Source organism: Ruegeria sp. AE3 (assembly GCF_056542225.1).
On sequence record NZ_JBQFZL010000002.1, the window covers coordinates 135,313 to 161,928 of the forward strand.

Genomic DNA, 26,616 nt, shown 5'->3' on the forward strand with positions numbered 1-26,616 from the left:
GAGTTATCCCAGCGCGCGTGAAATCTGATCGATCTGTGCCGTTGCCAACCTGCCACCATAGGCCGATTGCAGCGTTTCGGCAGTGAACGCCTCGGCCACCGGCCCTTCGGCCACCTTGCGGGTGTTGATCAGGAAAACGTGGTCGAAATAGTCGGTCACGGTGGCCAGATCGTGATGCACGACAACGACTGTCTTACTGGACTCTTTCAGTGATTTCAGCACCGCGATGATGGCTTTTTCAGTAGCAGCGTCGACACCGGCAAACGGCTCGTCCAGCAGATACAGATCAGCATCCTGAGCCAGAGCACGCGCCAGAAACACACGCTGTTGCTGGCCACCGGACAGCTGGCCAATCTGGCGATCCGCGAAATCGCGCATTCCGACACGGTTCAGGCAATCCATCGCACGGGCCTTGTGGCGCGCGCGCAAGCGGCCCAACAGGCCCAGTTCACGCGACAGACCCATCAGAACCACGTCGATCACCCGTGTCGGGAAATCCCAGTCCACACTGGCACGTTGGGGAACATAGGCGACACGTGCGCGTTGCGAATTCAGCGGCTGACCAAATACTGTCACCTGCCCCGACAATGGCGTAACGATGCCCAGCGCCGCCTTGAGCAGCGTTGATTTTCCAGCGCCGTTTGGCCCGATAATGGCGGTCATCGCGCCGGGCGTAACCGTCATATCAACCGAAAAGACCGCAGGTTTCTGTCCGTAGGAAACCGTCAGCCCCCGCACAGCCAGAGGGCTGTTATCCAGGTTTTGTTCCTGGACCGTCACACCTTCGTTGCTGATCAGCCCCAGCATCTCTCAGAACCCCGCTGACAGTTTGCCGTTCATGCCGCGATCGGGAACTTCTCCGCCCAATGCGCCTGCGATAACGGTGATATTGTGGTCCAGCATCCCGATATAAGTGCCTTCATAGGTGCCATCCTCGCCCATGGCATCCGAGAACAACTCGCCCCCGACCTTCACCTCGTGCCCTTTGGCTGCGGCCCCTTCGATCAGCGCGCGGATCGACCGGTCAGAAACCGAGCTTTCGACGAAGACCGCCGTGATCCTGCGATCAACCAACAGGTCAACCAGCTCTCCGATCCGGTTCAGGCCCGCCTCGGATTGGGTCGAGATGCCCTGAATGCCCAGAACCTCGAACCCGAAACTTTCACCGAAATAACCAAAGGCGTCGTGGGCGGTGACCAGAACCTTGTTGTGATCCGGTACGGTGGACAGGATTTTCTCGGCATAGGCCGTCAGACGGTCTATGTCGGCCAGATGGGCTTGTGCATTCGCAGCAAAAACCTCGGCTGCTTCGGGGCGTGCCTCGGTCAGGGCGCGCTGCACCTCTACAACAACCTCGCGCCACAGCACGGGCGTCATCCATAGATGCGGATCATACTTGTCGGCATAATTGTCGTGCGCGCGCAGCCTGGACTTGTCTACGCCTTCTGCAACCGCAATAACGGTCCGTTTCCGCTCAAGATCATGAAAGAAGTCTTCCATTTGCGCTTCGAGATACAGGCCGTGCCACAGAACCAGGTCTGCTCGTGTCATCGCCACAATATCGCTGCGCGTCTGGCGATAGGCATGGGGATCAACGCCGGGGCCCATAAGCCCTCTGACCTCAACCAGATCACCACCGACCTGAAGCGCCGCATCTGCAATCATGCCCGTTGTGGCCACCACTTTCAGCGGTGCCCCGGCAAACGCCATGGCTGGCACCGAAAGGGCCAGAGCCAATAGTGCAAGGTAATGCCGACGAATCATTTCCAACCTCGATTTGGATGCGCGTTGGATCAAATATGAGAACCATTCGCAACTAAGTCAACGCTAATGAGAATTATTCGCAAGAAAACCTCTGTTATTTGTCCAAATGGTCAAAAATATTCGATCATTGCGCCGGAACGCCTTCCATTCCCGAGCCACCCGTGCGATTTTGTCGCAAACCTCCCAAAGGACGTAACCATGGATACGCAGAGCTCAGAAAGCCCCGTGCGCACCGCGCATCTGCCGCAAGTAACCGAACCCCGGAACCCCGGAATGGAACTGGATCTGGACTGGGTGCGCGCCGTTCAGGCCAATACTTCCGCGATTGAACGCCGTGCGGCCACATTGCCGGGCCGCCGTTCGGTCAAGAAGGAATATCAGGCTGCGTGGCTGCTGAAAGCCATCACGATGATCGACCTGACCACGCTGTCGGGCGATGATACGGTGGGCCGTGTGCGCCGCTTGTGTGCGAAGGCCCGTCAGCCGGTTGCGCCTTCGGTTCTTCAGGCTCTGGACATGCCGCCGATCACGACAGGGGCGGTTTGCGTCTATCACGATATGATCGAAACCGCTGTGGACGCCTTGAAAGGCACTGGCATTCCGGTCGCTGCTGTGTCCACCGGCTTTCCCGCCGGCCTGTCCCCGTTCCATCTGCGCGTGGCCGAGATCGAGGAAAGCGTGAAAGCCGGGGCCGAGGAAATCGACATCGTGATCTCGCGCCGTCATGTGCTGTCAGGTGACTGGCAGGCCCTGTATGATGAGATGAAGGCGTTCCGCGTGGCTTGTGGCGATGCCCATGTCAAAGCCATTCTTGCGACCGGAGAATTGGGCAGCTTGCGCAATGTCGCGCGCGCCTCGCTGGTCTGCATGATGGCCGGGGCGGATTTCATCAAGACCTCGACAGGCAAGGAAAGCGTCAACGCCACCCTGCCCGTGTCGCTGGTAATGATCCGCGCGATCCGCGATTACTATGACCGCACCGGATACCGGGTCGGGTATAAACCTGCGGGTGGTATTTCGAAAGCCAAGGACGCGCTGGTTTATCTGTCGCTGATCAAGGACGAACTGGGCGACCGCTGGCTGGAACCGGATCTGTTCCGCTTTGGCGCCTCGTCGTTGCTGGGCGATATCGAGCGGCAGTTGGAACACTATGTGACCGGAGCCTATTCGGCTGGTTACAGGCATTCGATGGGCTGAGCCCGTGGATATGTCTGGACAGTGAGTATTTGGGAAAAGATGAAGTCATGACAGTCAATGAGATTTTTGAGACCATGGAATACGGCCCCGCCCCCGAAAGCGCCGCCGAGGCGCTGGCCTGGCTGGTCGATCAAGGCGACAAGTTCGGACACTATATCGATGGTGCGTTCACCAAGCCTGGCAAAGGGTTTGACAGCCGCAACCCTGCGACCGGGGAGGTTCTGGCGAAACTGACGCAGGCCAAGCAGGCCGACGTGGACGCCGCTGTAGCCGCCGCGCGCAAGGCTCAGCTGAATTGGGAGAAACTGGGCGGCGCGGGCCGTGCGCGGTATCTCTATGCAATTGCGCGCCTGCTGCAAAAGCATTCGCGTTTGTTTGCGGTACTGGAAAGCCTCGACAACGGCAAACCGATCCGGGAATCGCGTGACATCGATATTCCGCTCGCGCAGCGGCATTTCTATTATCACGCCGGCATGGCGCAGCTGATGGAAAGCGAGCTGCCCGACGCCGAAGCGCTGGGTGTGTGCGGTCAGATCATTCCGTGGAACTTCCCCTTGCTGATGTTGGCGTGGAAGATCGCGCCTGCGCTGGCGATGGGGAATACGGTGGTTCTGAAACCGGCTGAATATACCTCGCTGACGGCGCTGTTGTTTGCCGATATCTGCACACAGGCCGGTCTGCCGAAAGGTGTCGTCAACATCGTCACCGGAGACGGTGCCGTGGGTGAGATGATCGTGGCCTCGGACGTGGACAAGATTGCCTTTACCGGCTCGACCGTTGTGGGCCGTCGCATCCGTGAGGCCACCGCCGGGTCAGGCAAGGAACTGACATTGGAACTGGGTGGCAAATCCGCTTACATCGTCTTTGATGACGCCGATATCGACTCTGCCATCGAAGGGCTGGTGGATGCGATCTGGTTCAATCAGGGTCAGGTCTGTTGTGCGGGCTCGCGCCTGCTGGTGCAGGAAGGCATCGCCGACCGTTTCCACGACAAGCTGCGCGCCCGGATGGACACGCTGCGCGTCGGCAATCCGCTGGATAAATGCATCGACGTGGGCGCGGTTGTAGACCCGGTTCAGTTGCAGACCATCAAAGGAATGGTCGAAAGCAACACTGCGGGCCGTGTGCACCAAGCCGCCTGCGATCTTCCCGCAAACGGCTGCTACTACCCGCCAACACTGATCTCGGGGCTCGAGACCTCGGACCCGTTGATGCAGGAAGAGATCTTTGGTCCGGTTCTGGTGTCTTCGACCTTCCGCACACCGGAAGAGGCGGTCGAGCTGGCCAACAACACCCGGTATGGTCTGGCGGCGACCGTCTGGACCGAGAATGTGAACCTTGCGCTGGATATTGCGCCCAAGCTGGTTGCGGGCGTGGTTTGGGTGAACGCCACCAATCTGTTTGACGCTGCTGCCGGGTTCGGTGGGGTCCGCGAAAGCGGCTTTGGCCGCGAAGGCGGTTGGGAAGGGCTGAGCGCCTATACCAGACCCAAGGGCAAGGCCAAGCCGCTGGCAAAGGTCGAGGCAGCCATGGGCGAAGGGGCCCCGGTCGATCCGATCGACCGCACCGCCAAGATGTATGTCGGCGGCAAGCAGGCGCGGCCCGATGGTGGTTATTCGAAACCGATTTGGGGCAAGTTCGGCCTGCTGGGCCATGTGGGTCTTGCCAACCGCAAGGACGTCCGCAACGCGGTCGAGGCTGCGGCAGGTGCCAAAGGGTGGTCCAGGACCACCGGCCATCTGCGGGCCCAGATCCTGTATTACATCGGCGAAAACCTTTCGGCCCGCGCCGATGAATTCGCGGCGCGGATCGACGCCATGACCAGCAGGAAAGACGGCGCGAAAGAAGTTGAGGCCTCGATCCAGCGCCTGTTCACTGCCGCGGCATGGGCCGACAAATATGACGGTCAGGTGCATGGCGTTCCGATCCGGGGCGTGGCCATCGCCATGAAGGAACCCGTTGGCGTGATCGGTGCGCTTTGCGCGGATGAGGCACCGTTGCTGGGTCTGGTCTCGGCTATGGCGCCTGCGATTGCGATGGGCAACCGGACGGTTTTGGTGGCTTCTGAGCCCTACCCGCTTGCAGCGACCGATTTCTACCAGATCCTTGAGACTTCGGACGTGCCCGCTGGTGTGGTCAACATCCTGACCGGTAGTCATGCCGAGCTGGCGAAACCGCTGGCCTCGCATCTGAATGTCGACGCGGTCTGGTCGTTCTCGTCCACCGACCTGTCGAAAGAGATCGAGGTCGTTTCAGCCGGGAACCTGAAACGGACCTGGGTCAATAACGCGACGGCATTTGATTGGAGCATGGACCATTCGCGCCGCTTCCTTCAGGCTGCAACCGAAGTGAAAAACATCTGGGTGCCCTACGGCGAGTAGGGCTCCCTGCCAAGGGAGGCCTAAATGGATTTCTCAGGAAAACCCGTCATCGTGATTGGCGGAACCAGCGGTATCAATCGCGGCATTGCCGAGGCTTTTGCGGCCTCGGGCGCCAAACTGGCCGTGGCCAGCCGGTCGCAGGAAAAGGTCGATGACACCATCGCCGCGCTGAAGGCCGCGGGCGCACAGGATGCGATTGGGGCTGCGTTTGATGTGCGCGATGCCGACGCTGTGGCGGCGGGACTGAAGCAGTTCCATGACGCCTTCGGGGATTTCGATGTGCTGATCTCGGGCGCGGCGGGCAATTTCCCGGCGCTGGCATCCGAAATGTCAGTCAACGCGTTCAAGACCGTGATCGATATCGACTTGATGGGCACGATCCACGTGATGAAGGGGGCCTATCCGTTCCTCAAACGCCCCGGTGCCAGCATCATCAATATCTCGGCCCCGCAATCCTATCTGCCGTATGAGGGCCAGTCCCATGTCTGCGCCGCCAAGGCGGGAGTCGACCAGATCACCCGCACCTTGTCGATGGAATGGGGTGTCGAGGGGATCAGGGTGAATTCGGTTGTGCCGGGGTTCATCGAAGGCACCGAAGGTGCGAGACGCCTTGCGCCCACCCAAAACGCCCACGAAGAACTTCGCCGGGACGTGCCGTTGGGCCGCTGGGGTCAGCCGCAGGACGTGGCCAATGCCTGCCTGTTCCTCAGCTCGGATCTGGCCAGTTATATCAGCGGCACGGTTCTGGCCGTGGACGGGGCACTCTATCAGCGCGGATCGGGCAAGTTCGGGCAGATGATGGGCGATATGCTGCGGAGTATGAAAAAGAGGTAAGCCGCAACTCACCCCTTGCAGTTCAGTTGGTTGTTTCCAGACCAACCGGCTTTCCAACAACAGTGAAATGCAGGCCGTCCGGGTCCAACAGTTCGGATGCAACGCGGTTCACGTCTTCCAGTGTGACCGCGTTCACCTTGTCATTGCGGGTGGCGATATAGTCGATGGGCAACCCTTCCATCTGCATCCCCACCATGATCCCGGCAATCTGCCCGTTGCCGTCAAATCGCAACGGATAAGCGCCGGTCAGATAGGTTTTGGCATCGTCCAGTTCCTTCTGCGTCACCCCTTCGGTGGCGGCGCGCGCCCATTCGTTTCGAATAACCTCTATCGCCTCGGCAATGCGGTCATTGGCCGATGACACCGACCCCAGGTAAACCGAGGCCAGATCCTTGGGCACAAGATAGGTTCCAACCCCATAGGTCAGGCCACGCTTTTCGCGCACCTCCTGCATCAGACGGCTTTCGAACCCGCCACCGCCAAGGATGTGGTTCAGGATATAGGCGGCAAAGAAATCAGGATCGTCCCGATCTATTCCGGCATGGCCAAACAGCGCCACGGATTGCGGGGTGTCAAACTCGACAACACTGATCCCGCCGGGGATGGTCACGTTGGCCTTGCCCGGGATGGGCTTGCCCGTTTCCGGCAGGTCGGCGAGCAACGTGTCAAGCAATGCGCCCAGTTCTTCGGCCGTTATATCGCCGACGGCCCCCACATAAAGGCGATCCTTGGCAAAAACGCTTTCATACGCCGTAACCACATCATCCCGTGTCAGCGCCGAGACACTTTCGATCGTGCCCTTGCCTTCGGAACCGTAAGGGTGATCGCCATAGGCCATCTGGGCAAAGTTGCGGCCTGCAATCTCGTTCGGGTCGGTCTGATCTGATCGCAGCCCGGACAGGATTTGCGCGCGCACACGGTCAACCGCGTCCTGATCAAAGCGCGGTTCGTGAATCGTCTCACGCAGCAGGTCGGAAACCTCATCCCGGTTTTCGGTCAGAAAACGTGCGGAAATCGAAACCGTGTCGTCACCGGCGTTATAGCGGAACGATGCGGCCAGCGCCTCAAGCTCGCGCGCATAGGTCCGCGCGTCCATTTCGCCGGACCCTTCCTCGATCAGCCCGCTCATCAGATAGACCGCGCCGCGCTTGTCCGGGTCGTCCAGCGACGTACCGCCACGGAAGCGCAGCTCAAGCGCGGTAAACGGGATCGAGTGATCCTCGACAAGCCATGCGGTGATCCCGCCGGGCGAGGTTACTTCCTCGATCTCGATCTCGGCCAAAGCGGGCAGAGCAACCAGACAGGTAATCAGCGTTGCGAGAAACCGTTTCATTGCGTCACCTCATCATCGCGCATCAGCCAGCCGGTGACCGACGCCTTGGGTTGCAGAACGTCGCGGGCGGCGGCGATGATTTCGTCTCCGGTCACGGCCTGAAGGATATCAGGCCATGCCTGCACATCCTGTATTGTCAGGCCGCTGGTCAGGGCGCGCCCATAGCGGTTGCCGATGCCGTCCACATTGTCCCGTGCATAGGTCTGCGCGGCCCGCAACTGCATCTTGATGCGGTTCAGATCGTCCTCGTCGACACCTTCGGCAATGAAATCGGCCACGGCCTGGTCCATGGCATCTTCGGCCTCTTGCAGGGAAACCCCTTCGGCGGGAACGATCAGCAGATCGAATGTCGTGTCATCCAGTGACACGTCACGATAGAACGCCCCGGTATAAACAGCCATTTTCTGATCGAATTGCAGCTTTTCGTTCAGGTAAGAGGTCGTGCTGCCCCCTAGAAGTTCCGCCAACAGAAACAGTGCTGCCGCCTTTTCCTGATCGCCCGGATCGCGTTCCGGCGCCAGGTAACTGCGCTGGACATAGGGTTGCGCCACGCGAGGGTCCTTGAATGTCAGACGACGTTCGGCGGTTTGCGGGGGTTCCTGCGACCGGACCCGTTCCGGCAAATCCGCATTGGCGGGAATCACACCGTAATACTGATCGGCCAGAGTGCGGACCTCGGCGGGATCAACGTCTCCGGTGACAACCAGAATGGCGTTATTGGGCGCGTAGTGGGTCTGGTAGAAAGACAGCGCGTCTTCCAGTTCCAGTTCTTCCATCTCGTGCTTCCAGCCGATGATCGGCACGCCATAACGGTGATTGAGGTATTGTGCTGCGCTCATCTGTTCGCCGAACAGGGCGCGCGGGTTGTTCTCGGTGCGCTGGTTGCGTTCTTCAAGGATCACATCGCGCTCGGTCACGATATCTTCTTCGCTCAGGCGAATGTTCCGCATCCGGTCCGATTCCATGCGCATCATCAGCTCAAGCCGGTCGGCGGCGACGCGCTGGAAATAGGCAGTGTAATCATACGAGGTGAACGCGTTGTCGTTGCCGCCATTGGCCGCGACGGTGGCCGAGAATTCGCCCGGTGCCAAAGTATCTGTGCCCTTGAACAGCAGGTGTTCAAGAAAATGCGCGACACCCGACGACCCGATCGGCTCATCCGCCGATCCGGCGCGGTACCAGACCATGTGCTGCACAACAGGCGCGCGGTGGTCTTCGACCACGACGACATCCATGCCGTTGTCCAAAGTGAATGTGGTGACCGCTTCTTTCCCACCCTCGGCAAAAGCCGGTGTGGTGGCGATCAGGGCAGCCGACAAGGCAAGGGCCCGAACCATGGGGCATCCTCCGTTTCGTTTCTGTCATTCAAACTACGGTGGTGCGGCCCGGGTTCAAGCCCGATGACGGAAAGTTAAGAATTATTCATTCGGCGGCGAGGTTGGAGTCTCGACCCCGGCCCGGCGGGCGGCTTCGGTTTCCGAATACGGATCGATCGACTGGCGTTCGTAGACCTGATTATAGCGATCGACAGGGAACAGGCGCAGACCGGTCCAGCGGCCCCGGCGTTTGCGGAATGCGGCGTCCTCGGCTTCGACCACCTGCCGCGTATCGGGTGACACGCCATAACGGCTGGACGCCGTCACAAGCGCCGCATCCGACGACGGCACACCAGCGTTGGGGTTCAGGGCGGCGGCATTACCACCCAGCGCGACCACCAAATCGGCTTTGGGGGTCGGGTCTGTCAGGTTTCCGCCACCCGGCGTGGGTGCCGGCAGAAACGCGTAATCCTGAGGCTGGGTCAGCGGCTTGACTGGCAATACCGAAAATTCATCCGGACCCTGTCCCGGAGGCGCCAGATCCCGCAGTCCGGGATTCGAACATGCCGCGACCGCAGCGGCAACTGTCAGAACAAATATGGCGCGCGGCATCCGCATTGGTGTCTCCAGCCTGTTTCAGGCGCTTTTATCGCAAATCATTCCGCGCGTCACGAGGGCTTTTTGCCGTCAAACAAAACCAGCCCCAGCGCTCCGGCGAATATGAAGACATCCGCCAAGTTGAACACAAACGGGTTGTTGATGCCACAGCAGGACATGTTCAGGAAATCCAGAACAAACCCATAGAGGAGCCGGTCGATCACGTTGGCAAGCGCTCCGCCGATCAGAAGGCCGCCACAGAGCAACATGAATTTCGAACGCGTCGAACGACCAAGCCAGACAAGAACACCGATACAGATCACCACGGACACACTGATCAGAAACCAGCGTGCGGCCTCAGAGTCGCCCTGAAACAGGCCGAAATTAATGCCTCGATTCTCGCCGTATTTGAACACCAGCAGCGGTGGCAGAACATCGATACCGTCGGGCCGTTCAGCCACGCGCAGGACGTGAACGACCAGATATTTGCTGATCTGGTCGATCGCAAAGGCGGCCAAGGCTGCCCAGAGAAGCAGGCGTGACCGCATCAGTGACGGAAATGACGCATACCGGTGAAGACCATCGCCAGTCCGGCCTCATCGGCTGCGGCGATCACTTCATCGTCGCGCATGGACCCGCCCGGCTGAATGACGCAGGTCGCGCCCGCTTCGGCGGCTTCCATCAACCCGTCGGGGAAGGGGAAAAACGCATCCGATGCCACGGCCGAACCGATGGTCAGCGGCTGCGGCAAGCCCAGCGTTTCAGCCATGCGTTCGGCTTTCTTGGCCGCGATCAGGGCCGAATCCACTCGGCTCATCTGCCCCGCGCCAACACCCACGGTCGCGCCATCCTTGACGTAGACGATGGCGTTGGATTTGACGTGTTTGGCCACTTTCCACGCGAACAACAGGTCACGCATCTGCGCGTCAGTCGGGGCTTTCTTGGTCACGACCTTGAGGTCGTCCATGCCGATAAAGCCGTTATCCTTATCCTGCACCAACAGCCCGCCAGCCACCTGACGGACGGTTTTGCCACCTTCGGTTACATCCGGCAGCGCCTCGGTCGTCAGCAGGCGCAGGTTTTTCTTGGCGGCAAAGATCGCCTTGGCCTCGTCCGAGGCACCGGGGGCAATCACAACCTCGGTGAAGATGCCCGTGATCTCTTGCGCTGTTTCTGCATCCAACGGCTGGTTCAGCGCAACAATGCCACCAAAAGCCGAGGTGCGGTCGCAGTCAAATGCCGCCTTGTACGCCTCGAGAAGGGTTGCACCTGTGGCTACACCGCAAGGGTTGGCGTGTTTGATGATGGCGCAAGCCGCGCCTGTCGCCGGATCAAACTCGGCCACCAGTTCAAAGGCCGCGTCCGTGTCGTTGATGTTGTTATAGCTCAGTTCCTTGCCCTGATGCTGTACGGCGGTGGCGACACCGGGGCGGTTGGTGCCGTCCGTGTAGAACGCTGCCTGCTGGTGGCTGTTTTCGCCATACCGCAGGGTCTGCTTCAACTCACCGGCAAACGCGCGGCGCTTGGGAGCGTCCAGTTGCAGCGAATCCGCCATCCAGCTCGAAACAGCGGCGTCATAGGCCGCTGTTCGGGCATAGGCCTTTTGCGCCAGCCACTGGCGGAAGCCATAGGATGTCTTGCCATAGTTTTCTTCCAGCTGATCCAGCAGGGACGAATAATCCTCGACATCCACCACCACGTTCACAAAGGAATGGTTTTTTGAGGCCGCGCGGATCATCGCCGGGCCGCCGATGTCGATATTCTCGATACACTCGTCATAGCCCGCGCCCTTGGTGACTGTTGCCTCGAACGGGTAGAGGTTTACGACCAGCAGGTCGATGGCGCCGATGCCATGTTCCTCCATCGCCGCAACATGGGTGTCATTGTCGCGCAGCGCCAGCAACCCGCCATGCACCATCGGGTGCAGCGTCTTGACCCGGCCATCCATCATCTCGGGGAACCCGGTGATTTCGCTGACATCGCGAACCTCAAGCCCTGCATCGCGCAGCGCCTTGGCGGTGCCGCCGGTCGACAACAGTTCGATCCCACGCTCGGACAGCGCCTTGCCCAGCTCGATCAGCCCGGTCTTGTCGGAAACGGAAAGCAACGCGCGGCGCACGGGATGAAGGTCGGTCATGGGTCCAAAGGTCCTTTTGGCGTCAGTCAAACTTGGGCTCGTCCCGGTGCGTATCGCGTACGGCATAGGCTGTATCCTGCGCCTTGCTCAGCGTCCACCGGATGCGCGTCGCATACTCCATTGCGCGGCCATATAGAACGATCTGTTTTGTCGCGCGTGGCTTTAAACGGCCTTTTTCAAGGTAAACACTTGGTTCGACAGATAATTTTCCCACGCCATCATGGCGGAAAACCCAGATCTCGCCGCTTTTGAGCGCCATCGACACTGCCGCCCCGCCCAGATCCAGCGCCGCATCAACGTCAGGATGCAGATGAAAACGGATGTCATAGCCAATGCCCTTGAGGCCCGAGGCGTCCAACGCCCTGTCGAACTGACGCTTGGCCTTGTCGGTTGCGGTCAGCAGAATATCCTCGACCGTCAGCTCACGCCCGTCAAAGCGCAATTCGAATGTGCGCGCGTGGGTCAGCCCGAAGACTTTGACATATCCGTCATGCCCGGCCATGAAACGGATGCCTTCGAACGCATCTTCAAAATCGACTGGAACGTCCTGTGGCGCGTCGACCAGCGCCTGACTTTCGCGGCCCGGCAACGGGTTGGCCAACCGCGCGCTCGAGAACCCGTCCAGACACAGGGTTGAGTGAGATGGGGTCGCACGCCCGGCACGGCGCCAATCCAGCCCGAAACTGGCCCCCGATCCACAATTCACGATCAAAGGGCGGCGCCCCGAGGTCAGCTCGAACGCCAGCGTTGAGGCGTGCGCGTTGAATGAGGCAGCTCCGGAGGGCGGCGCGCTGGCATCCACGATCACCGTGGTGCGTGCTGCGGCCAGGCGGGCATAGCCCATTGGCAGTTCGGTCGCCGCCTTGTGCTTGACGCCACTTTGCGCAAGCGCCTGTTCCAGCCGCCCTTCGACCCCGCGCCCGCCACCGTGAAACCGCGCCAGCGCGCCATCCGCATGGCGCAGACTGCGCAAGGTCGGTGCGATCCGCTTGATCGCCTTGGTCTGCGCGACAGGTGTGCCGCGTCCAAGATCGCTCAGCGCCGCCGACGTCCAGCTGAGCAGCATGAACACCTCAAGCAGCTCTTCCGGGTTGCGTGTTGGAATACCGCCCTTCGCATCCACCTGCCGGTCACACTCACCAGCCAAAGCCCGCAGGGCCGGATCGGCCATCTGCTCCAACCCCTCCAGCGCCAATCCGGCTTGCACAAGACCGGCCAGCGCCTCGAAACGCGGCAACCCGGGCGTCGCGGCCTGCCAGCGTTTGGACAGGAACCATGTTTGCTGCGCCAAAGACCGAAAGAACAGTTTGCTTTGCTTTTCATCTGCCCCGCGCAGCAGAAAAAGCGCATGGTTGATCCAGCGCATCACCCGCCGCCCGGTCAGGTCAGGCACCCAGCCCGGGCCCTGCCCGCGGCCATGCGTCTCGATCCAGCCCCAAACCCAGCGCTGCGCTTTTTCCCGTGCGCGCATATCACCGACAGCGGCCAGATCATCCAGCCATGCAAAACCATGGCGTTCCTCGTCAAAGCCGGCGCTGGGGGCAATGACATCCCACAACGCGGTATCGTCTGCCTCGACCAGATAGCCGGCGAACAAGAGATTCCCCGCAACCAGCTGCCGCCCGCGCGCAAACGAACCAACGGTACGCGGCTGGGGCTGCGCAACAAACCCCGTGGCGGCCTTTTGCCGTTGGCTGAGACGCGCGTAGAAACGGTTCTGCAACCGCATCCACCGACTGGCCATGGTGTCCGAATTTGACATGCGCGTGTTACTCTGCCCCTTGCGCTCTGCTGGCGCTTGAGACCCAACGATAGACCGCGCCGATCGTCAAGTCATCGAAAAGCGTGCACTCAGGCGGATTTGTTCAGGCAGGCGATATAGAACCCGTCCATACCCCCGCGCTCGGGCCAGTAATCGGGCCGCAGACGCAGGCCGCCTTCCTCAGTGATCCAGTTGTCTTCGATGCCGGGTAAGTTCAGAGCGGCGCGATCAACACGCATGTCCGGATACATGCCCAGCGCGTCTTCGATCTGAACCTCGCCCTCATCCGGCAAGAGCGAACAGGTGCAATAGACCAGCCGCCCGCCGGGTTTCAGCAGCGTCCACGCATGGGCCAGCATCTGCGCCTGCAAATCGATCAGTCCGCCAAATTCCGAGCCATCCTTGGCAAAAGGCAAGTCAGGATGCCTGCGGATCGTACCCGTAGCCGAGCAGGGTGCGTCCAGCAAAATTGCGTCGTACTGACCCTGATGGTCCAGAGCGTCACCCACGATGACCTCTGCCTGCAACCCGGTCCGGGCGAGGTTTTCGCGCACGCGTTCGGTGCGCGCCGCGGATACATCCAGCGCCTTCACATCCGCCCCCGCCGCAGCCAGTTGCATCGTTTTGCCGCCCGGAGCCGCGCAAAGGTCCAACACCTTCTCGCCCGCCTTCGGTGCCAGAACACGCACCGGCAGCGCGGCTGCCGCGTCCTGCACCCACCAATCCCCAGCCTTGTATCCCGGCAAGGCCGAGACCTGACCCGCATCCTGAATACGCACAGACCCGGTGGGCAGCTTTTCGCCCGGGGGGCCTTCTGCCCCCGGCTTCAGTGTAAGGTCCAGTGGTGCGCCCGCGAAATGCGCCTGTTCCATACCGGCAACCGCTTCGGCACCCCAGGCCGCGATCAGAGGTTCTCGCAACCACTCCGGCAGGCGCGGGACACGCATTTTCGGCCATGCCTCTGGACCCTCGGACGCGACCTTGCGCAAAACAGCATTCACCAGCCCTTTCAGACGCCCGTGCTTGCGCGAGCGGCTGATGATTTCAACCATGGAGTTCACCACCCCATGCGCGGCTTCCCCGTTGCACAGTTCGACCGCACCCAGCCTCAGCGCGTTGTGTACGGTCAGGGCGGGTGTTCGGTTCAGGTGGTTGTCCAGCAGACGGTCGGCGCGCTCCAGCCCGCGCAGGGTTTCCGACGCCAGCCGCTGGGCACGCGCGCGATCCTCTGGCCCCAACCGATCCAAAGCGCCCGCAGCGAGGCATTCAGACAACAGGCGGCCTTCGCCCAGAACCTGATCCAATAGATAGATTGCGCTGCGCCGTGCTGCTGTCGCGCTGTTTGTCATGGTACTGCCTTCATGTGACCTGTGCCCGCATTGCCATTGGCGGACGCGGGCGTATATCAAGGCTATGCACGGAAAGGAACCCGATGTCATGAGTGACGACCGCAAAGACCTGCCCCCCGCCGCCCAACGCGCGCTGGCTGAAGCGGAAGAACGCCGCCAAAAAGCCCGGGCCGAGGCCAGGGAAATGCCCAAGGAACTGGGCGGACGCGATGGGTTGGACCCCGCCCGTTACGGCGATTGGGAAAAGAAAGGCATCGCCATCGATTTCTAGGCCCTCAACCGCGCAGGGCCTTCAGAAAATCATCGATCAGGGCGCGCTGTTTCCTGGACTGCGCCCGATCTTCAGGCCATGACAGCCAATACCCGTCCTTGGTTTGCAGCTCTGGCAGCTCCAACCTGCGCAACCGGCCATCCTTTAGGTCACCGGACGCCAGCGGAACCGAGCCCAGAACGATCCCCATTCCGCGCCTTGCCGCCGAAACGGCGTGCTCCATCGAATCGAAACTGACATGTGATGGCGCGACTTCTCCATGCCCGAATTTCCGGACCCACTCGCGCCAGCCCGGACGTTCACCGCGCAGATCGATCAGGGGGGCACCCCATTCAACACCCGGCGCGGCCATCGGCACCAGCACCTCGCGCGCGATCAATACCGCGTCGCGCCCGGCCCACACCCCCCTGCCATAGCGGATTTGCAGCCAGGTGCGTTCCTCGTCCAGCGACGACCGGCGCGCAACCGAGTCGGTCATCACCCGCACCTCGGGGCGCAGATTTCGGAACACAGGCAGGGCTGGTACAACAAGGGCGTGAATGTTTGACGACAACCCGGCGACCCTGAGTTCGCGTGGCGATTTTCCAAACAGATCCTCGGTGTTGCGTTCCAACGCCAGCAGGCTGTCCTGCACGAGCGGCAGATAGCTTTCACCTTCGACCGTCAGCGACACGCCGCGCGCCTCGCGCACAAACAGGGACCGGCCCAGCCACGCCTCAAGATTGCCGATCCTTTGACTGACAGCGGCCTGCGTCAACCCGAACTCTTTCGCCGCGGCCGAGAACCCGCCAAGCCGCCCGGCGGCTTCGAACACGCGCAACCAATCCAGCGGCGGTAATCCGGTCTTATTCTTAGCCATTAGTTTTTCCAAGCCTCAGCCGAAATAAGGATTAATTGTCGTAATGCCACGAACGGCGTATCTGCTCAACCAAAGCCCGCGCCGAACAGGAGACCCCCAATGCTGCGCACCGCCACCCACGACACCTCGATTGTTACAGTCGCGTTTGACACCGGGACCAAGGCCCGTTTCCACGCCATCTGGCTGCGCGACAACGCGCTGGACGCTGATACCCGCGCACCGGGCAACGGTCAGCGCCTGATCACCATCGGCGATATTCCTGCCGACATTTCGGTCAGTTCAGTCGAGGTGGTCGCGGGTGACCTGCAAGTCACGTTCCAGCCTGAGGGCAAAACCGTTACCTTCCCGGCGGACTGGTTGGCCGAAAACAGCTATGACCGCGATCATGACATTGCGCTGGGTCGCATCGCCGCCGGCATCACGACCTGGGAGAGTGGCATCGCCGCGCCCAGCGGCGATTGGAACGAGGTCCATGCCAACCCGGCTGCCAAGCGCAATTGGCTGGCCGCTGTGGCCGAGTTCGGCTTTGCCAAGCTGACCGGCGGCCCGACCGAGCCTGAATCGCTGCTGAAGGTCGCTGGCCTGTTCGGCTATGTCCGCGAAACCAATTATGGCCCCTATTTCGAAGTGCGGACCGAGGTGAACCCGACCAACCTTGCCTATACCGGGCTTGGCCTTCAGGCGCATACCGACAACCCCTATCGCGACCCGGTGCCGACCTTGCAAATCCTCTATTGTCTGGAAAACTCGGCTGAAGGCGGGGATTCCATCGTTGTTGATGGCTTCCGCGCTATCGAAAAACTGCGTGACGCAAACCCCGAAGGCTTTGCCCTGCTGGCCGGATATCCGGCGCGGTTCGAATACAAGGGCTCGGACGGGGTCTGCCTGCGGTCACGCCGTCCGATGATCGAGTTGTCGCCGGATGGCGAGCTGATCGGCATCCGCTTCAACAACCGCTCTTCTGCCCGCTTCGTAGACGTGCCGTTCGACAAGATGGAGGCTTATTACGCCGCCTATCGCCAATTGGGGAATATCATCGACGATCCGGCGATGGGCGTTTCCTTCAAACTGGAACCGGGGGAAAGTTTTATCGTCGACAACACCCGCGTCCTGCACGCGCGGCTTGGCTATTCCGGAGCCGGATCGCGCTGGTTGCAGGGATGTTACGCCGACAAGGACGGGTTGCTGTCCACACTGGCGGCGATGGAGATGGCGCAGCCGGAGGCAGCGGAATGAAACCCGATTTCTCGACCCTGAACCGGGACAATATCGTTGCCTTCATCGGTGACATCTTTGCGCGCCGCGGCGGTGAAGAATATCTGGGCGAGCCTGTCACCATGGCCCAGCACATGCTGCAAGGCGCCACCATTGCCGAGCAGAACGGGATGCCCGAGGAAATCATCGTCGGCGCATTGCTGCATGACATCGGCCATTTCACATCCGAGTTCGGCACCTACCACCCGGATGACACCGAAGACCGCCACCATGAGGACGCAGGCGCCGAGGTACTGGAGCAGTTCTTCCCTTCGGTCATCACCGATTGCTGCCGCTATCACGTGGCGGCCAAGCGGTATCTGTGTGCCACCAAGCCCGAGTACTTCAATCGCTTGTCCGCCGCATCGGTTCACACGTTGGAACTGCAAGGTGGTCCGATGAGCGCCCAAGAAGTTGCCGCGTTCGAAGCCAACCCGAACCTGAAAGAGATCATTCAGGTCCGCTATCTGGATGAGGCCGGAAAACGCGCGGATATGGAAACCCCTGACTTTGCACATTTTGCGCCGATGGTGCAGCGTATGGTCGACAAGCACATGGAGGCCGCATGAACGCCCCGGAATATATCTTTGAAGCCAGCACCAAACCCTCGTTGCCCTGGCACGAGGTTCCCCTGATCCGCGCAACGGACGCCTCGGTCAAAGGTTATGGATGTCTGGTCGATGATCCCGAAGAGTTCGAGATCGAGATCACCCGCTGGCCACAGCAGGGGTGGCGGCCGATCGACGAAGGCACAGGCGATGAAGGCGGCTGGGTCGAAGGCACCTTTCGCGGTGAGTGGAAGGGAGACGTGCTTTACGGCGAGAACGAAGCGGTCAATGGCCACTATGTCCTGGGATGGTCAACCGATCCGCAGCAGGCGCAGACAAGCCGCCAAACAGCGCCCCGCGATCAGGTGCTGCTGTGGCACATGAACTATCACCCGGATGGCGGGCAGATGTTCTGGCCGCTCGACAACAAGCCCTTCATCATTCCTGCCGCGTTGCCCGGCGACAACCTGACGCCGGAAAAGGTGGTGGCGTTCTGGTGCGACGGTTCGCGCGGGCTGTATATCCATCCCGGTATCTGGCACGAGGGGATATTCCCGGTTGAAAACAACCAGCGGTTCCTCGACCGGCAGGGTGCAGTACACGCGCGGGTCAGCGCTGATATCGGTCAGGAATTTGGCGTCTACCTCGCCTGCCCGCTGCGCGCCGACAAGATCAGGGACTTGTAAGAAAAGCACCGCTTGTTGCTGCGGTGCTTTTTTGGAGCACCGCATTCATTCGATTTGTTGATTTGACCGCGTATGTTTAGCAGCGCCTACAACCCCAACACATCCACCATGTCATACTGACCCGGCGCCTTGCCCTGCCCCCACAGGGCCGCCTTCAGCGCGCCGCGGGCAAAGATGGCGCGGTCCGTGGCCAGATGGCGCAGGACGATGCGTTCTCCGGGGGCGGCGAACAGAACATCATGTTCCCCCACGATGTCGCCGCCGCGAATAGCGTGAAAGCCGATATCTCCGCGCTTGCGCGCGCCGGTGATGCCGTCCCGGCCCCGGTCGGACACATCCGACAACTCGACGCCGCGCCCTTCGGCTGCGGCCTCACCCAGCATCAGCGCCGTGCCCGAAGGTGCATCGACCTTGTGATGGTGGTGACCTTCGATGATCTCGATATCGAAATCCTCATCCAATGCGGCCGCGACCTTTTTGGTCAATTGCACCAGAAGATTGACGCCAAGGCTCATGTTTCCGGCCCGAACGATCACCGCATGGCGCGACGCGGGTTCCAAAGCTGCGATCTGTTCGTCGGACATGCCGGTGGTGCCGATCACATGCACACAGCGCGCCTGCGCGGCCAGCGCGGCAAATTCCAGAGTCGCTTCGGGCGCGGTAAAGTCGATTACGGCCTGCGCCTGTGCAAACGCCTCCAACGGGTCGTCGGTCACGGTCACGCCCAGCGCGGGGCCGCCCATCGCTTTGCCCACGTCCTGACCGATCCAGTCATGGCCTTTCCGCTCGACCACACCCACCAGGCGCGCCTGATCGCTGTCGGTGACGGTCTTGATCAGCATCTGCCCCATACGGCCCGAAGCCCCTGTGATGACGATCCCCGGAATATGGGTCATTGCGCTGGTCCTTTTCGTTAAGTCGGCTCGAAGCCTCCTACCCCGTTCGCGCCCGCTTGGCAAAGCCCCGCTTTGCGCTTAGATCGGGGATTATGGCAAAGAACAAATTCCATGATGGCCCCGGCCCGTCCCAACGGCAGCTGCGTGTCGGCGAACTGATCCGTCGCACTCTGTCCGAAGTTCTGGCGCGCGGAGATGTCCATGACCCCGACCTGAACCGCTTGTCGATCACAGTGGGTGAGGTGCGCACCTCGCCCGATCTGAAGATCGCCACCGCCTATGTGCTGCCCCTTGGCGGCCGAGGGCAGGAGGACGTAATCGAGCTGCTGGCCCGCAACAAGGGTGAGCTGCGGCGTATGGTCGGCAAGAAAGTCGGCCTGAAATTCGCGCCCGATCTGCGCTTTCGGCTGGATGACACGTTTGACCGTCTGGACGACACCCGCCGTATGTTCGAACAGGACGCGGTGCGCCGCGATCTGGACGAGTGATCCGCACGTTTGTCACATTGGCGACGCTTCTCTGGGCCGCGCAGGCAGGCGCGGTCACTTGTGAAAAGCTGACCCATGAGGACAAACGTTATACGGTTTGTAACGTCGATGCCGCCATTGAAGATCTGCGGCTGTTTCTGAACGGCAAAGACGGTCAGGTATTGGGGCATTTTTCGTCGGTCAACGAAGTGCTGGCCCCGGAAGGCAAACGGCTGGCTTTTGCAATGAACGCGGGCATGTATCACGACGACCGTTCACCGGTTGGCCACTATGTCGAGGACGGGCAGGAACAGATGCGTGTGATCGCCAACCCCGGCCCCGGCAATTTCGGGTTGCTGCCCAATGGCGTGTTCTGCATCCGCAAGGGCCGGGCGGATGTGTTTGAAACGCTTGATTACGTGGATCAGGCCCCCACCTGCCGCTTTGCTACCCAATCCGGTCCAATGCTGGTGATCGACGGAGAACTGCACCCGCGCTTCCTGCCCGATTCGACCTCGCTTTATGTTCGCAATGGGGTCGGCACCAGTTCCGACGGTACGCGAGCGGTGTTTGCGATCTCGGAAGATTATGTCACCTTCCACGAATTCGGGCGTCTGTTCCGCGATGTGCTTGGCACACCAAACGCGCTGTTTTTCGACGGCAATATCTCACGGATGTATGAGCGGGCCAGCAACCGCTCGGATCTCGGATTCTCGCTGGGGCCGATTGTCGGCGTGGTCGAAGAAATGCCCGCAAATTGACAGCGGCAGAGTGATCCGCTAACTCGCGCGCCTTAGCAAGATTCAAGGTGCATGATGGGACGTAAACGCAAGGGTCGCGACATTTCCGGCTGGCTGGTGGTGGACAAGCCCGCGGGCATGACCTCGACCGCCGTGGTCAACAAGGTGCGTTGGGCGATGGATGCCAAAAAGGCGGGCCATGCAGGCACGCTGGATCCCGAGGCGACCGGCGTTCTGGCAATTGCCTTGGGTGAGGCAACCAAGACCGTTCCCTATATCACCGATGCGTTGAAAGCCTATACCTTCACTGTGCGCCTGGGGCAGGCCACCAACACGGACGATGCCGAGGGCGAAGTGATCGCGCAAAGCGATACGCGCCCCTCGGATGACGATATCAAGCAGGCGCTGACCCGGTTTCTGGGCGATATCATGCAGGTGCCGCCCAAATTCTCGGCGGTGAGGATCGACGGCCAGCGCGCCTATAAACTGGCCCGCGATGGTGAGGACGTGGAGCTGACCGCCCGCCCCCTCTGGGTCGAGGAACTGATCCTTGTCGACCGCCCCGACGAAGACCATGTGGTGCTGGAGATGACCTGCGGCAAAGGCGGCTATGTGCGCTCGATTGCCCGCGATCTGGGCGAGGCGCTGGGTTGTCACGCCCACGTCAAGGAACTGCGCCGCATCTGGTCCGGCCCCTTCGAGGCCGAGGACGGGTTAAGCATCGAGCAGATTGACGAAATGGCGAAAACAACCGCGCTGGACGAATATCTGCACCCACTGGAAACCGGCCTGTCCGACCTGCCCGAGCTGAAATGCACCGCCGAGGGGGCAACCCGTCTGCGCAATGGCAATCCGGGCATGGTGCTGGCCTCAGACATTGAATACGGCGACGAGGCCTGGGCATCGTTCGACGGCAAGGCCGTGGCCGTGGGCATCTATAAATCCGGTGAATTGCACCCTAGCCGGGTGTTCGTCGACTGAGAGCCGTGTTAGGCGAAGGGCATGATCACCCGTTCCCACACCAAGGGCGACGCGCCCTCGACCGCCATCTATTCCGATTGCGAGAAATACCGCTATAGCCTGACCCGCATCTGGGACCCTGAAGGGCGCAAGGCGCTGTTTGTGATGCTGAACCCGTCAACCGCGACCGAGGTGCAGAACGACCCGACGGTGGAACGCTGTGAACGGCGCGCACGCGCGCTTGGGTTCGGCGCGTTTCAGGTCACGAACATCTTTGCCTGGCGCGATACCGACCCGCGCAAGATGCGGGCTGCCGCCGATCCGGTCGGGCCCGGGAACGACGCGGCCATTCTTGACGGTGTGCGATGGGCCGATCAGGTCATCGCGGCCTGGGGTACGCACGGCGCGCATCTGGGACGCGGCCCTGCGGTGGAAACCCTGTTGCGAGGCACCGGCCAATCGCTGTTCCATCTGGGCCTGACCAAAGACGGTCATCCCAAACATCCGCTTTATATCGCATACACGCGTCAGCCTGAGGTCTGGTGACAAAGGATTAACCATTTCAAAGGTTTACCTTTGACCTGGTGACGGGCGACATGGGATATTCCACCCTCGGAGCATCATGCTTTCGGAGGGGTTCAATGTTTCTGGCCGGATTGCTTGGACTGGCCGCCATCGGCGGCGCTGCTTACGCGATGAGCGATTTTCTGATCGAAGAGGACGACACGCCGGATGAAAACCCGGAAGGTGAGCCATCGGCTGAGGTTGATACCGGTGAGTTTCTGGTCATCGGTGAAGGTGTCGAAGACCCGGAAAACGCTAACACCGAACCTTCGCCGGACAGTGGCGAGGCACCCTCCACCGGGACTGTGATCTCGGAATGTGAAGGCGATCTCGTGATTGCCGGTGGCGATGGTTCGGACGTGATTACCGGGCAGGACGGTGTCGATCAGATCAACGGCTACGGCGGGGACGACACGATAAACGGTGCCAAGGGCAACGACGTTCTGCACGGGGGCGACGGCGCGGATGAAATATCGGGCGGGCAGGGAAATGACATCCTGCACGGTGAGGCGGATGGCGACCTTTTGTTCGGAGATGACGGGGATGACGCCCTTTACGGTCACTTTGGTGACGACACTCTGGATGGCGGTGCGGGTGAGGACGAACTGTTTGGCGGTCAGGGCGACGACAGGCTGGACGGCGGCGCAGGGGATGATGCGTTGCAGGGCGGGTTCGGGGATGATGTTCTGAACGGTGGCGAAGGTGAGGATACTGTCTTTGGCGGGGACGGAAACGACTTTGTTTTCGGGATCGAAGAAGGTGCCGCCGAAAGGGATTTCCTGAACGGCGGTGCGGGTGACGATACCATTCTGGCAGGCGGCAAAGACGTGGTGACGGGCGGAGCCGGGGCCGATGATATCGTGCTGAACCCCGGCGACGATCAGGTGACCGTGATGGGTTTTCAACCCGGCGAAGACAAGCTGCTGGTGACGTGGGAGGATGAGACCGACCCGGCAATCGAGGTTGAGGTCGACGCCGAAAACGCCAACCTGACAAGGGTTTTCATAGATGGCCAGGAAGTTGCGCAGGTATATGGTGCCGAAGGGATGACAGCGGCCGACATTCAGCTGATCACCGAAGCCCAGTTGGCGCAATACGGGCAGATGGCCTGAGCCCGTAGAAACCCTTTGCCATTTGGGTCAAATGCGCTTATACGCGCCCATCCGCATCGGAATCGGTGCGGTCTTCTCCATGGGCCTGTGCTGGACGACATCCCGGCCTGCGCCATCAACCCTAACCTTAAAAGGAGACCCCGATGTCGATCACTGCCGCTGAAAAAACACGCGTCATGCAAGAATTCGCAACCAAAGAAGGCGACACCGGTTCGCCTGAAGTTCAGGTTGCTATCCTGACCTCGCGCATCAACACCCTGACCGAGCACTTCAAGACCCACAAGAAAGACAACCACGGTCGTCGTGGTCTGCTGAAAATGGTTGCTCAGCGCCGTAAGCTGCTGGACTACCTGAAGGGCAAGGAAGAGGCGCGCTACCAGGACCTGATCAAAAAGCTGGGCATCCGCCGCTAAACGTAATTGTTACGTTTTGTACCGGTTCTGAACCCCGGTTTGTAAGATTTGTACGCCCGCCCATTTGGCGGGCGTCTTTGATTCCGGGTCAGATTGCCTGCCACTTTTTGTAGGTATCAACCGCCAAGGCGGTGTCGATCACGAACATCGCAACTGCGGTTACCATCGCCAGCATCGACAGCCAGAACGACCCGCTTGCCGAGGCGACGGCCAGGGTCATGCCGCCGACGCAGGTGGCAATCGCGGCGGCTTTTTCAAGGCCGCTCATGTCGGTCAGAACGATGCCCGCAAGTTTGGTGAACCCGACGGACGCCTTGGCGACGCCCAGCATTGCCTTCATCATGGCCAGATCGCTGCCCGCCGTTCCGGCCTTGGCGATTGCACCGGCGTGGCGGCTGATCGGGCCGCTGCATTTGACGGCAATCCCGGCCCCGGCCCGTGTCACCGTCTTGGTTCCGAGCGCCTGATAAACCCCCAGCGCGGCCATGGCCATCGTGATGATATCGGCAAACGCCTTGGCGGCGGCCCCGATAAAGGTGTTCAGCGCGGCCTTCTTGCGCTTTTTCCTGCTGGTGCCCAGCGGAGCCCCCAAAAGCGGCGTGTCCCCCTGCATCAGGATCAGGCTGTCCGCAGTTTCATGCACCGAGAACGGCGCGGCATCGACGGGAACCGTGGCGGCTTCGGCCTCGGGTATCGGGTCGGGAGACAGGAACCGCGCCTTGATCTGCGCCTGCTGGTCGGCCGGTAGCGCGCGGATATCGGCCCCTTCGTCTGAGGCATAAAGCTCTTCCCATGCGCTTTCCATGATCGCGGCCACGTCCGCCGCGCTTGGTTCGGCGGCGGGGGCTGTCATCAGCGGCATCTTGGGGCCTGCATCAAGGTCGATGTCCTCCACCGCGTCCTCGGGGAGCTTGTCGAGCATCTCGATGAATGACTCGTCGAACACATCAGGGTTGAATGAAATGCCAGAGGCGGAATGGAGCTTCATGGGTAAACCTACTTTCTTTAACTTTGACACAATAAGCCTGCACAATAGACGAGTTTTGAATTCTCTCTGTGGTGAACATCACACTTGAACAGCCAGTCGCCCCCCCCGGACGCCGCCAGCCGGGGCGCGCGCGGCGTTTCGTGGCAGCAGCAGGACGCGTGTCTGTAGATCAGCCGTTATTCGGGAAGACCGGCCTTTTTCCACCCTTCGCGCCAGCTTTCGGAACAGGCCGGAACGGTAAAGATCGGCAGCCTGGTCTGATCCGAGGAAGCGGTGATATCCGGGCGCAATGCTTTCAGGTAGCTTATCGCCGCCTGCGCCGCTGCGGCATCCGACATTTGACCCAAGGCGGCAATAAGCATCAGGTGGCTCATGACAAATCCGGACCGAACGGCCAGAGCGTCACGCGCTGCGGCGGCGGCCTCGTCATACCGGCACAGCTGAAACAGCGCACTTGACCGGGCGATATGCGCCGCATGACGCATCGGGTCTTTCGGGCTGAGTTCAATGGCATGTGTTGCGTGGTCCAAAGCCTCGTCCGATCGGTTCAACATGCACAGGTTGATGGAGGCGAGCATGTGGACGCTTGCAGCATTGGGGTTTTCGGCCAGCGCCTGTTTGAACGCCGCACGCGCACGCGGCAGGTCGCGGGCCAGCATCGAGATTGAATGCGCCGCATAAGCCATGGCAATGCCGTCGGAGCGGTCGCTCATGAGAACGCGTTCAGCCGCGCTGATGGCGGCCTTGGGCCCTTCGCCGATGGGATCAAGCCCCTGCACAAGCCGCTGAATATGCAGCCAGGCCAGCAGCCCTGCGGCAGCGGCGTATTCCGGGTCGCGGTCCAGCGCCAGCGTTGTCAGCCGGATGGCTTCGCGATTGGCGTCATCTGTCAGCAGATGAAAATGCGACAGCGCCTGAAGGTAGAGTTCATAGGCTTCGAGGTTTTCGGTCGGCTTGGCGCGGGACCGGTTCGTTTCGGCGTGGCGCAGCGATGGCTCGATCGCTGTGACGACCTCTTGCGTGACCTTGTCCTGAAGGTCGAAGATATCGTCCAGCACCCCGTCAAAGCGATCGGCCCACAGGTGGCTGCCATTTTCCGCATCAATCAACTGCCCGGTGATCCGGACACGCTGTCCGGCGCGTCGGACGGACCCTTCCAGCACATACCGAACCCCGAGCGTCAGGCCGACCTGTCGGATATCCGTCGTTTTTCCCTTGAAAATGAAGGACGAGTTGCGGGCCACGACCATCAGCCAGCGAAAGCGCGACAGTTCCGTGATGATGTCTTCGGTTATGCCGTCGGCAAAGAACTCTTGCTCGGGGTCGCCGGACATGTTGTCGAAGGGCAGAACGGCGATCCCCGGACGGGTGTCGGCGGGTGTAGCAAGATGGGCGGTTGAACCCTTTGGCCAGCACCAGACACCAACGCGGCGCGTGATGTTCTTCAGCTCGGCCTGCCCGCTGCCGTCGAACAGGGCCGCATCGCCCCGGTCAAGGCTGTGATGCGCCGTGTCCGAGATCAGGATCTGGTCGGGTTTGGCCAATGCTTCGAGCCGGGCAGCGACATTGATGCCATCACCGAAAATGTCTTCGCCTTCCGTGATGACCTCACCCGTGTGAATACCGATGCGCAGCCGCAGCCCTTCGGGCTTGTCGCAGGATTGCAGGGCAATCGCAAAATCCGACGCGTCGGACGTTGACCGGAATTCGGCGATCCAGCCATCCCCCATGCTTTTGATCAATGTGCCGTTGTGGGTTTCCAGCAGGGCGGTGAGCGTGTCGTCACGGAACGATTTCAGCGCTGCAAGTGTACCCTGCCGGTCCTGATCCATAAGCGCCGAGTACCCGACAACGTCAGCCGCCAGCACTGTCGTAAGCCGTCTTTTCATTCGCACCCCCAATGAAAGTGAGGTTAGCGCAGTGATCCGGTTCTGTCAGGCCATTTCCCGGACGGGGGGCAATGGCACGCATCGCACCATCATGCGGCCCCTGTGCCTTGTATCGCGCTGCGAGGGGTCAGGGCCTGCCTCAGCATGATCCGGCCAGCTTTTTCGGTTTCGCTTTCCTTCCAACGCATTCTCATGTATGCGCGCGGTATCTGAGACGTTGTGCCCTGACCCCGGCACTCGAACGGAAGATAAATGGGGTCGGCGGCAATGGGGCCGCCATGCAAAACCGGAGACCCGCA

At 60.9% G+C, this 26,616-nt stretch carries 26 protein-coding genes; 13 read left to right on the forward strand and 13 right to left on the reverse strand.

Annotation, left to right across the window (positions count from 1 at the left end; genetic code table 11):
* Window positions 1-3: 3 nt before the first annotated feature.
* Window positions 4-807, reverse strand: a complete 804-nt coding sequence (locus ACR0NZ_RS07450) for a metal ABC transporter ATP-binding protein (protein ID WP_480517955.1) — start codon at window positions 805-807, stop codon at window positions 4-6.
* A 3-nt stretch (window positions 808-810) separates the two neighbouring features.
* Window positions 811-1,764, reverse strand: a complete 954-nt coding sequence (locus ACR0NZ_RS07455) for a metal ABC transporter solute-binding protein, Zn/Mn family (protein ID WP_480517957.1) — start codon at window positions 1,762-1,764, stop codon at window positions 811-813.
* Window positions 1,765-1,962: 198 nt separating this feature from the next.
* Between ACR0NZ_RS07455 and deoC the strand changes: the two genes are divergently transcribed.
* The 3 genes from deoC to ACR0NZ_RS07470 are packed head-to-tail and all read left to right on the forward strand — an operon-like array spanning window position 1,963 to window position 6,176.
* A complete protein-coding gene (deoC, locus tag ACR0NZ_RS07460; protein ID WP_480474226.1) occupies window positions 1,963-2,961 on the forward strand; it encodes a deoxyribose-phosphate aldolase in 999 nt (332 codons plus the stop codon).
* A gap of 47 nt (window positions 2,962-3,008) precedes the next feature.
* On the forward strand, window positions 3,009-5,342 hold the full coding sequence (locus tag ACR0NZ_RS07465) for an aldehyde dehydrogenase family protein (protein ID WP_480517959.1): 2,334 nt from the start codon (window positions 3,009-3,011) through the stop codon (window positions 5,340-5,342).
* 24 nt (window positions 5,343-5,366) lie between these two features.
* On the forward strand, window positions 5,367-6,176 hold the full coding sequence (locus ACR0NZ_RS07470; protein WP_480517961.1) for an SDR family oxidoreductase: 810 nt from the start codon (window positions 5,367-5,369) through the stop codon (window positions 6,174-6,176).
* Between the two features lie 22 nt (window positions 6,177-6,198).
* Here ACR0NZ_RS07470 and ACR0NZ_RS07475 read toward each other — a convergent pair whose 3' ends face one another.
* From ACR0NZ_RS07475 to ACR0NZ_RS07505, 7 genes are all read right to left on the reverse strand, one after another.
* Window positions 6,199-7,509: a M16 family metallopeptidase gene (locus tag ACR0NZ_RS07475; protein WP_480517963.1), complete on the reverse strand. Its 1,311-nt coding sequence runs from the start codon at window positions 7,507-7,509 to the stop codon at window positions 6,199-6,201.
* Window positions 7,506-8,846, reverse strand: coding sequence for a M16 family metallopeptidase (locus ACR0NZ_RS07480; RefSeq protein ID WP_480517965.1), 1,341 nt, complete (start codon window positions 8,844-8,846; stop codon window positions 7,506-7,508). The genes ACR0NZ_RS07475 and ACR0NZ_RS07480 overlap by 4 nt, the downstream gene beginning before the upstream one ends.
* 81 nt (window positions 8,847-8,927) lie before the next feature.
* The gene (locus tag ACR0NZ_RS07485; RefSeq protein WP_480474232.1) at window positions 8,928-9,443 is read right to left on the reverse strand and encodes a DUF3035 domain-containing protein; all 516 of its coding nucleotides are present in this window, start codon (window positions 9,441-9,443) and stop codon (window positions 8,928-8,930) included.
* Window positions 9,444-9,493: 50 nt separating this feature from the next.
* Window positions 9,494-9,970, reverse strand: coding sequence for a signal peptidase II (gene lspA, locus ACR0NZ_RS07490; protein ID WP_480474233.1), 477 nt, complete (start codon window positions 9,968-9,970; stop codon window positions 9,494-9,496).
* The gene (gene purH / locus ACR0NZ_RS07495; RefSeq protein WP_480517967.1) at window positions 9,970-11,559 is read right to left on the reverse strand and encodes a bifunctional phosphoribosylaminoimidazolecarboxamide formyltransferase/IMP cyclohydrolase; all 1,590 of its coding nucleotides are present in this window, start codon (window positions 11,557-11,559) and stop codon (window positions 9,970-9,972) included. The genes lspA and purH overlap by 1 nt, the downstream gene beginning before the upstream one ends.
* A 22-nt stretch (window positions 11,560-11,581) precedes the next feature.
* Entirely contained in the window at window positions 11,582-13,321 is a 1,740-nt protein-coding gene (locus tag ACR0NZ_RS07500) for a heparinase II/III family protein (RefSeq protein WP_480517969.1), read from the reverse strand.
* Window positions 13,322-13,410: 89 nt separating this feature from the next.
* A complete protein-coding gene (locus tag ACR0NZ_RS07505; protein WP_480517971.1) occupies window positions 13,411-14,670 on the reverse strand; it encodes an RsmB/NOP family class I SAM-dependent RNA methyltransferase in 1,260 nt (419 codons plus the stop codon).
* 88 nt (window positions 14,671-14,758) lie between these two features.
* On the opposite strand from ACR0NZ_RS07505, the gene ACR0NZ_RS07510 reads away from it, so the two are divergent.
* The gene (locus ACR0NZ_RS07510; RefSeq protein WP_480474237.1) at window positions 14,759-14,941 is read left to right on the forward strand and encodes a DUF1674 domain-containing protein; all 183 of its coding nucleotides are present in this window, start codon (window positions 14,759-14,761) and stop codon (window positions 14,939-14,941) included.
* A 4-nt stretch (window positions 14,942-14,945) separates the two neighbouring features.
* Here the strand turns inward: ACR0NZ_RS07510 and ACR0NZ_RS07515 are convergent, their stop codons facing one another.
* Window positions 14,946-15,800, reverse strand: coding sequence for a LysR family transcriptional regulator (locus ACR0NZ_RS07515; RefSeq protein WP_480517973.1), 855 nt, complete (start codon window positions 15,798-15,800; stop codon window positions 14,946-14,948).
* Window positions 15,801-15,899: 99 nt separating this feature from the next.
* On the opposite strand from ACR0NZ_RS07515, the gene tmpA reads away from it, so the two are divergent.
* The 3 genes from tmpA to ACR0NZ_RS07530 are packed head-to-tail and all read left to right on the forward strand — an operon-like array spanning window position 15,900 to window position 18,288.
* On the forward strand, window positions 15,900-17,036 hold the full coding sequence (tmpA, locus tag ACR0NZ_RS07520; RefSeq protein WP_480517974.1) for a 2-trimethylaminoethylphosphonate dioxygenase: 1,137 nt from the start codon (window positions 15,900-15,902) through the stop codon (window positions 17,034-17,036).
* A complete protein-coding gene (gene tmpB / locus ACR0NZ_RS07525; RefSeq protein ID WP_480493940.1) occupies window positions 17,033-17,623 on the forward strand; it encodes a (R)-1-hydroxy-2-trimethylaminoethylphosphonate oxygenase in 591 nt (196 codons plus the stop codon). The genes tmpA and tmpB overlap by 4 nt, the downstream gene beginning before the upstream one ends.
* Window positions 17,620-18,288, forward strand: a complete 669-nt coding sequence (locus ACR0NZ_RS07530; protein WP_480474243.1) for an ureidoglycolate lyase — start codon at window positions 17,620-17,622, stop codon at window positions 18,286-18,288. Before tmpB ends, ACR0NZ_RS07530 begins: the two co-directional genes overlap by 4 nt.
* Before the next feature lie 86 nt (window positions 18,289-18,374).
* Here the strand turns inward: ACR0NZ_RS07530 and dapB are convergent, their stop codons facing one another.
* Window positions 18,375-19,184, reverse strand: coding sequence for a 4-hydroxy-tetrahydrodipicolinate reductase (gene dapB, locus ACR0NZ_RS07535; RefSeq protein WP_480517976.1), 810 nt, complete (start codon window positions 19,182-19,184; stop codon window positions 18,375-18,377).
* A gap of 92 nt (window positions 19,185-19,276) precedes the next feature.
* Between dapB and rbfA the strand changes: the two genes are divergently transcribed.
* The 6 genes from rbfA (at window position 19,277) to rpsO (ending at window position 23,440) form a co-directional block, all read left to right on the forward strand.
* A complete protein-coding gene (gene rbfA, locus ACR0NZ_RS07540) occupies window positions 19,277-19,672 on the forward strand; it encodes a 30S ribosome-binding factor RbfA (RefSeq protein WP_480474247.1) in 396 nt (131 codons plus the stop codon).
* Window positions 19,669-20,412: a phosphodiester glycosidase family protein gene (locus ACR0NZ_RS07545; RefSeq protein ID WP_480517979.1), complete on the forward strand. Its 744-nt coding sequence runs from the start codon at window positions 19,669-19,671 to the stop codon at window positions 20,410-20,412. The genes rbfA and ACR0NZ_RS07545 overlap by 4 nt, the downstream gene beginning before the upstream one ends.
* Window positions 20,413-20,466: 54 nt before the next feature.
* A complete protein-coding gene (gene truB, locus ACR0NZ_RS07550; RefSeq protein WP_480518259.1) occupies window positions 20,467-21,372 on the forward strand; it encodes a tRNA pseudouridine(55) synthase TruB in 906 nt (301 codons plus the stop codon).
* 21 nt (window positions 21,373-21,393) lie between these two features.
* Window positions 21,394-21,897, forward strand: coding sequence for a DUF1643 domain-containing protein (locus ACR0NZ_RS07555; RefSeq protein ID WP_480517980.1), 504 nt, complete (start codon window positions 21,394-21,396; stop codon window positions 21,895-21,897).
* A gap of 95 nt (window positions 21,898-21,992) precedes the next feature.
* Window positions 21,993-23,027 (forward strand): calcium-binding protein, encoded by a 1,035-nt coding sequence (locus tag ACR0NZ_RS07560; protein WP_480474253.1) that lies wholly within the window; start codon window positions 21,993-21,995, stop codon window positions 23,025-23,027.
* Window positions 23,028-23,170: 143 nt separating this feature from the next.
* Entirely contained in the window at window positions 23,171-23,440 is a 270-nt protein-coding gene (rpsO, locus tag ACR0NZ_RS07565; RefSeq protein WP_480474255.1) for a 30S ribosomal protein S15, read from the forward strand.
* Window positions 23,441-23,528: 88 nt separating this feature from the next.
* Here the strand turns inward: rpsO and ACR0NZ_RS07570 are convergent, their stop codons facing one another.
* Window positions 23,529-24,428: a hypothetical protein gene (locus tag ACR0NZ_RS07570; protein WP_480493945.1), complete on the reverse strand. Its 900-nt coding sequence runs from the start codon at window positions 24,426-24,428 to the stop codon at window positions 23,529-23,531.
* 176 nt (window positions 24,429-24,604) lie between these two features.
* On the reverse strand, window positions 24,605-26,317 hold the full coding sequence (locus ACR0NZ_RS07575) for an adenylate/guanylate cyclase domain-containing protein (protein WP_480517982.1): 1,713 nt from the start codon (window positions 26,315-26,317) through the stop codon (window positions 24,605-24,607).
* Window positions 26,318-26,616 lie beyond the last annotated feature (299 nt).

Coding starts and splice junctions, on each gene's coding strand:
- tmpB (WP_480493940.1), top strand. CDS start 17,033: ATGAAACCCGATTTCTCGACCCTGAACCGGGACAATATCGTTGCCTTC.
- ACR0NZ_RS07485 (WP_480474232.1), bottom strand. CDS start 9,443: ATGCGGATGCCGCGCGCCATATTTGTTCTGACAGTTGCCGCTGCGGTC.
- rbfA (WP_480474247.1), top strand. CDS start 19,277: ATGGCAAAGAACAAATTCCATGATGGCCCCGGCCCGTCCCAACGGCAG.
- deoC (WP_480474226.1), top strand. CDS start 1,963: ATGGATACGCAGAGCTCAGAAAGCCCCGTGCGCACCGCGCATCTGCCG.
- ACR0NZ_RS07455 (WP_480517957.1), bottom strand. CDS start 1,764: ATGATTCGTCGGCATTACCTTGCACTATTGGCTCTGGCCCTTTCGGTG.
- ACR0NZ_RS07465 (WP_480517959.1), top strand. CDS start 3,009: ATGACAGTCAATGAGATTTTTGAGACCATGGAATACGGCCCCGCCCCC.
- truB (WP_480518259.1), top strand. CDS start 20,467: ATGGGACGTAAACGCAAGGGTCGCGACATTTCCGGCTGGCTGGTGGTG.
- tmpA (WP_480517974.1), top strand. CDS start 15,900: ATGCTGCGCACCGCCACCCACGACACCTCGATTGTTACAGTCGCGTTT.
- ACR0NZ_RS07475 (WP_480517963.1), bottom strand. CDS start 7,509: ATGAAACGGTTTCTCGCAACGCTGATTACCTGTCTGGTTGCTCTGCCC.
- ACR0NZ_RS07570 (WP_480493945.1), bottom strand. CDS start 24,428: ATGAAGCTCCATTCCGCCTCTGGCATTTCATTCAACCCTGATGTGTTC.
- ACR0NZ_RS07470 (WP_480517961.1), top strand. CDS start 5,367: ATGGATTTCTCAGGAAAACCCGTCATCGTGATTGGCGGAACCAGCGGT.
- dapB (WP_480517976.1), bottom strand. CDS start 19,184: ATGACCCATATTCCGGGGATCGTCATCACAGGGGCTTCGGGCCGTATG.
- ACR0NZ_RS07530 (WP_480474243.1), top strand. CDS start 17,620: ATGAACGCCCCGGAATATATCTTTGAAGCCAGCACCAAACCCTCGTTG.
- ACR0NZ_RS07480 (WP_480517965.1), bottom strand. CDS start 8,846: ATGGTTCGGGCCCTTGCCTTGTCGGCTGCCCTGATCGCCACCACACCG.
- ACR0NZ_RS07505 (WP_480517971.1), bottom strand. CDS start 14,670: ATGACAAACAGCGCGACAGCAGCACGGCGCAGCGCAATCTATCTATTG.
- ACR0NZ_RS07515 (WP_480517973.1), bottom strand. CDS start 15,800: ATGGCTAAGAATAAGACCGGATTACCGCCGCTGGATTGGTTGCGCGTG.
- ACR0NZ_RS07510 (WP_480474237.1), top strand. CDS start 14,759: ATGAGTGACGACCGCAAAGACCTGCCCCCCGCCGCCCAACGCGCGCTG.
- purH (WP_480517967.1), bottom strand. CDS start 11,559: ATGACCGACCTTCATCCCGTGCGCCGCGCGTTGCTTTCCGTTTCCGAC.
- lspA (WP_480474233.1), bottom strand. CDS start 9,970: ATGCGGTCACGCCTGCTTCTCTGGGCAGCCTTGGCCGCCTTTGCGATC.
- ACR0NZ_RS07555 (WP_480517980.1), top strand. CDS start 21,394: ATGATCACCCGTTCCCACACCAAGGGCGACGCGCCCTCGACCGCCATC.
- ACR0NZ_RS07575 (WP_480517982.1), bottom strand. CDS start 26,317: ATGAAAAGACGGCTTACGACAGTGCTGGCGGCTGACGTTGTCGGGTAC.
- rpsO (WP_480474255.1), top strand. CDS start 23,171: ATGTCGATCACTGCCGCTGAAAAAACACGCGTCATGCAAGAATTCGCA.
- ACR0NZ_RS07560 (WP_480474253.1), top strand. CDS start 21,993: ATGTTTCTGGCCGGATTGCTTGGACTGGCCGCCATCGGCGGCGCTGCT.
- ACR0NZ_RS07500 (WP_480517969.1), bottom strand. CDS start 13,321: ATGTCAAATTCGGACACCATGGCCAGTCGGTGGATGCGGTTGCAGAAC.
- ACR0NZ_RS07450 (WP_480517955.1), bottom strand. CDS start 807: ATGCTGGGGCTGATCAGCAACGAAGGTGTGACGGTCCAGGAACAAAAC.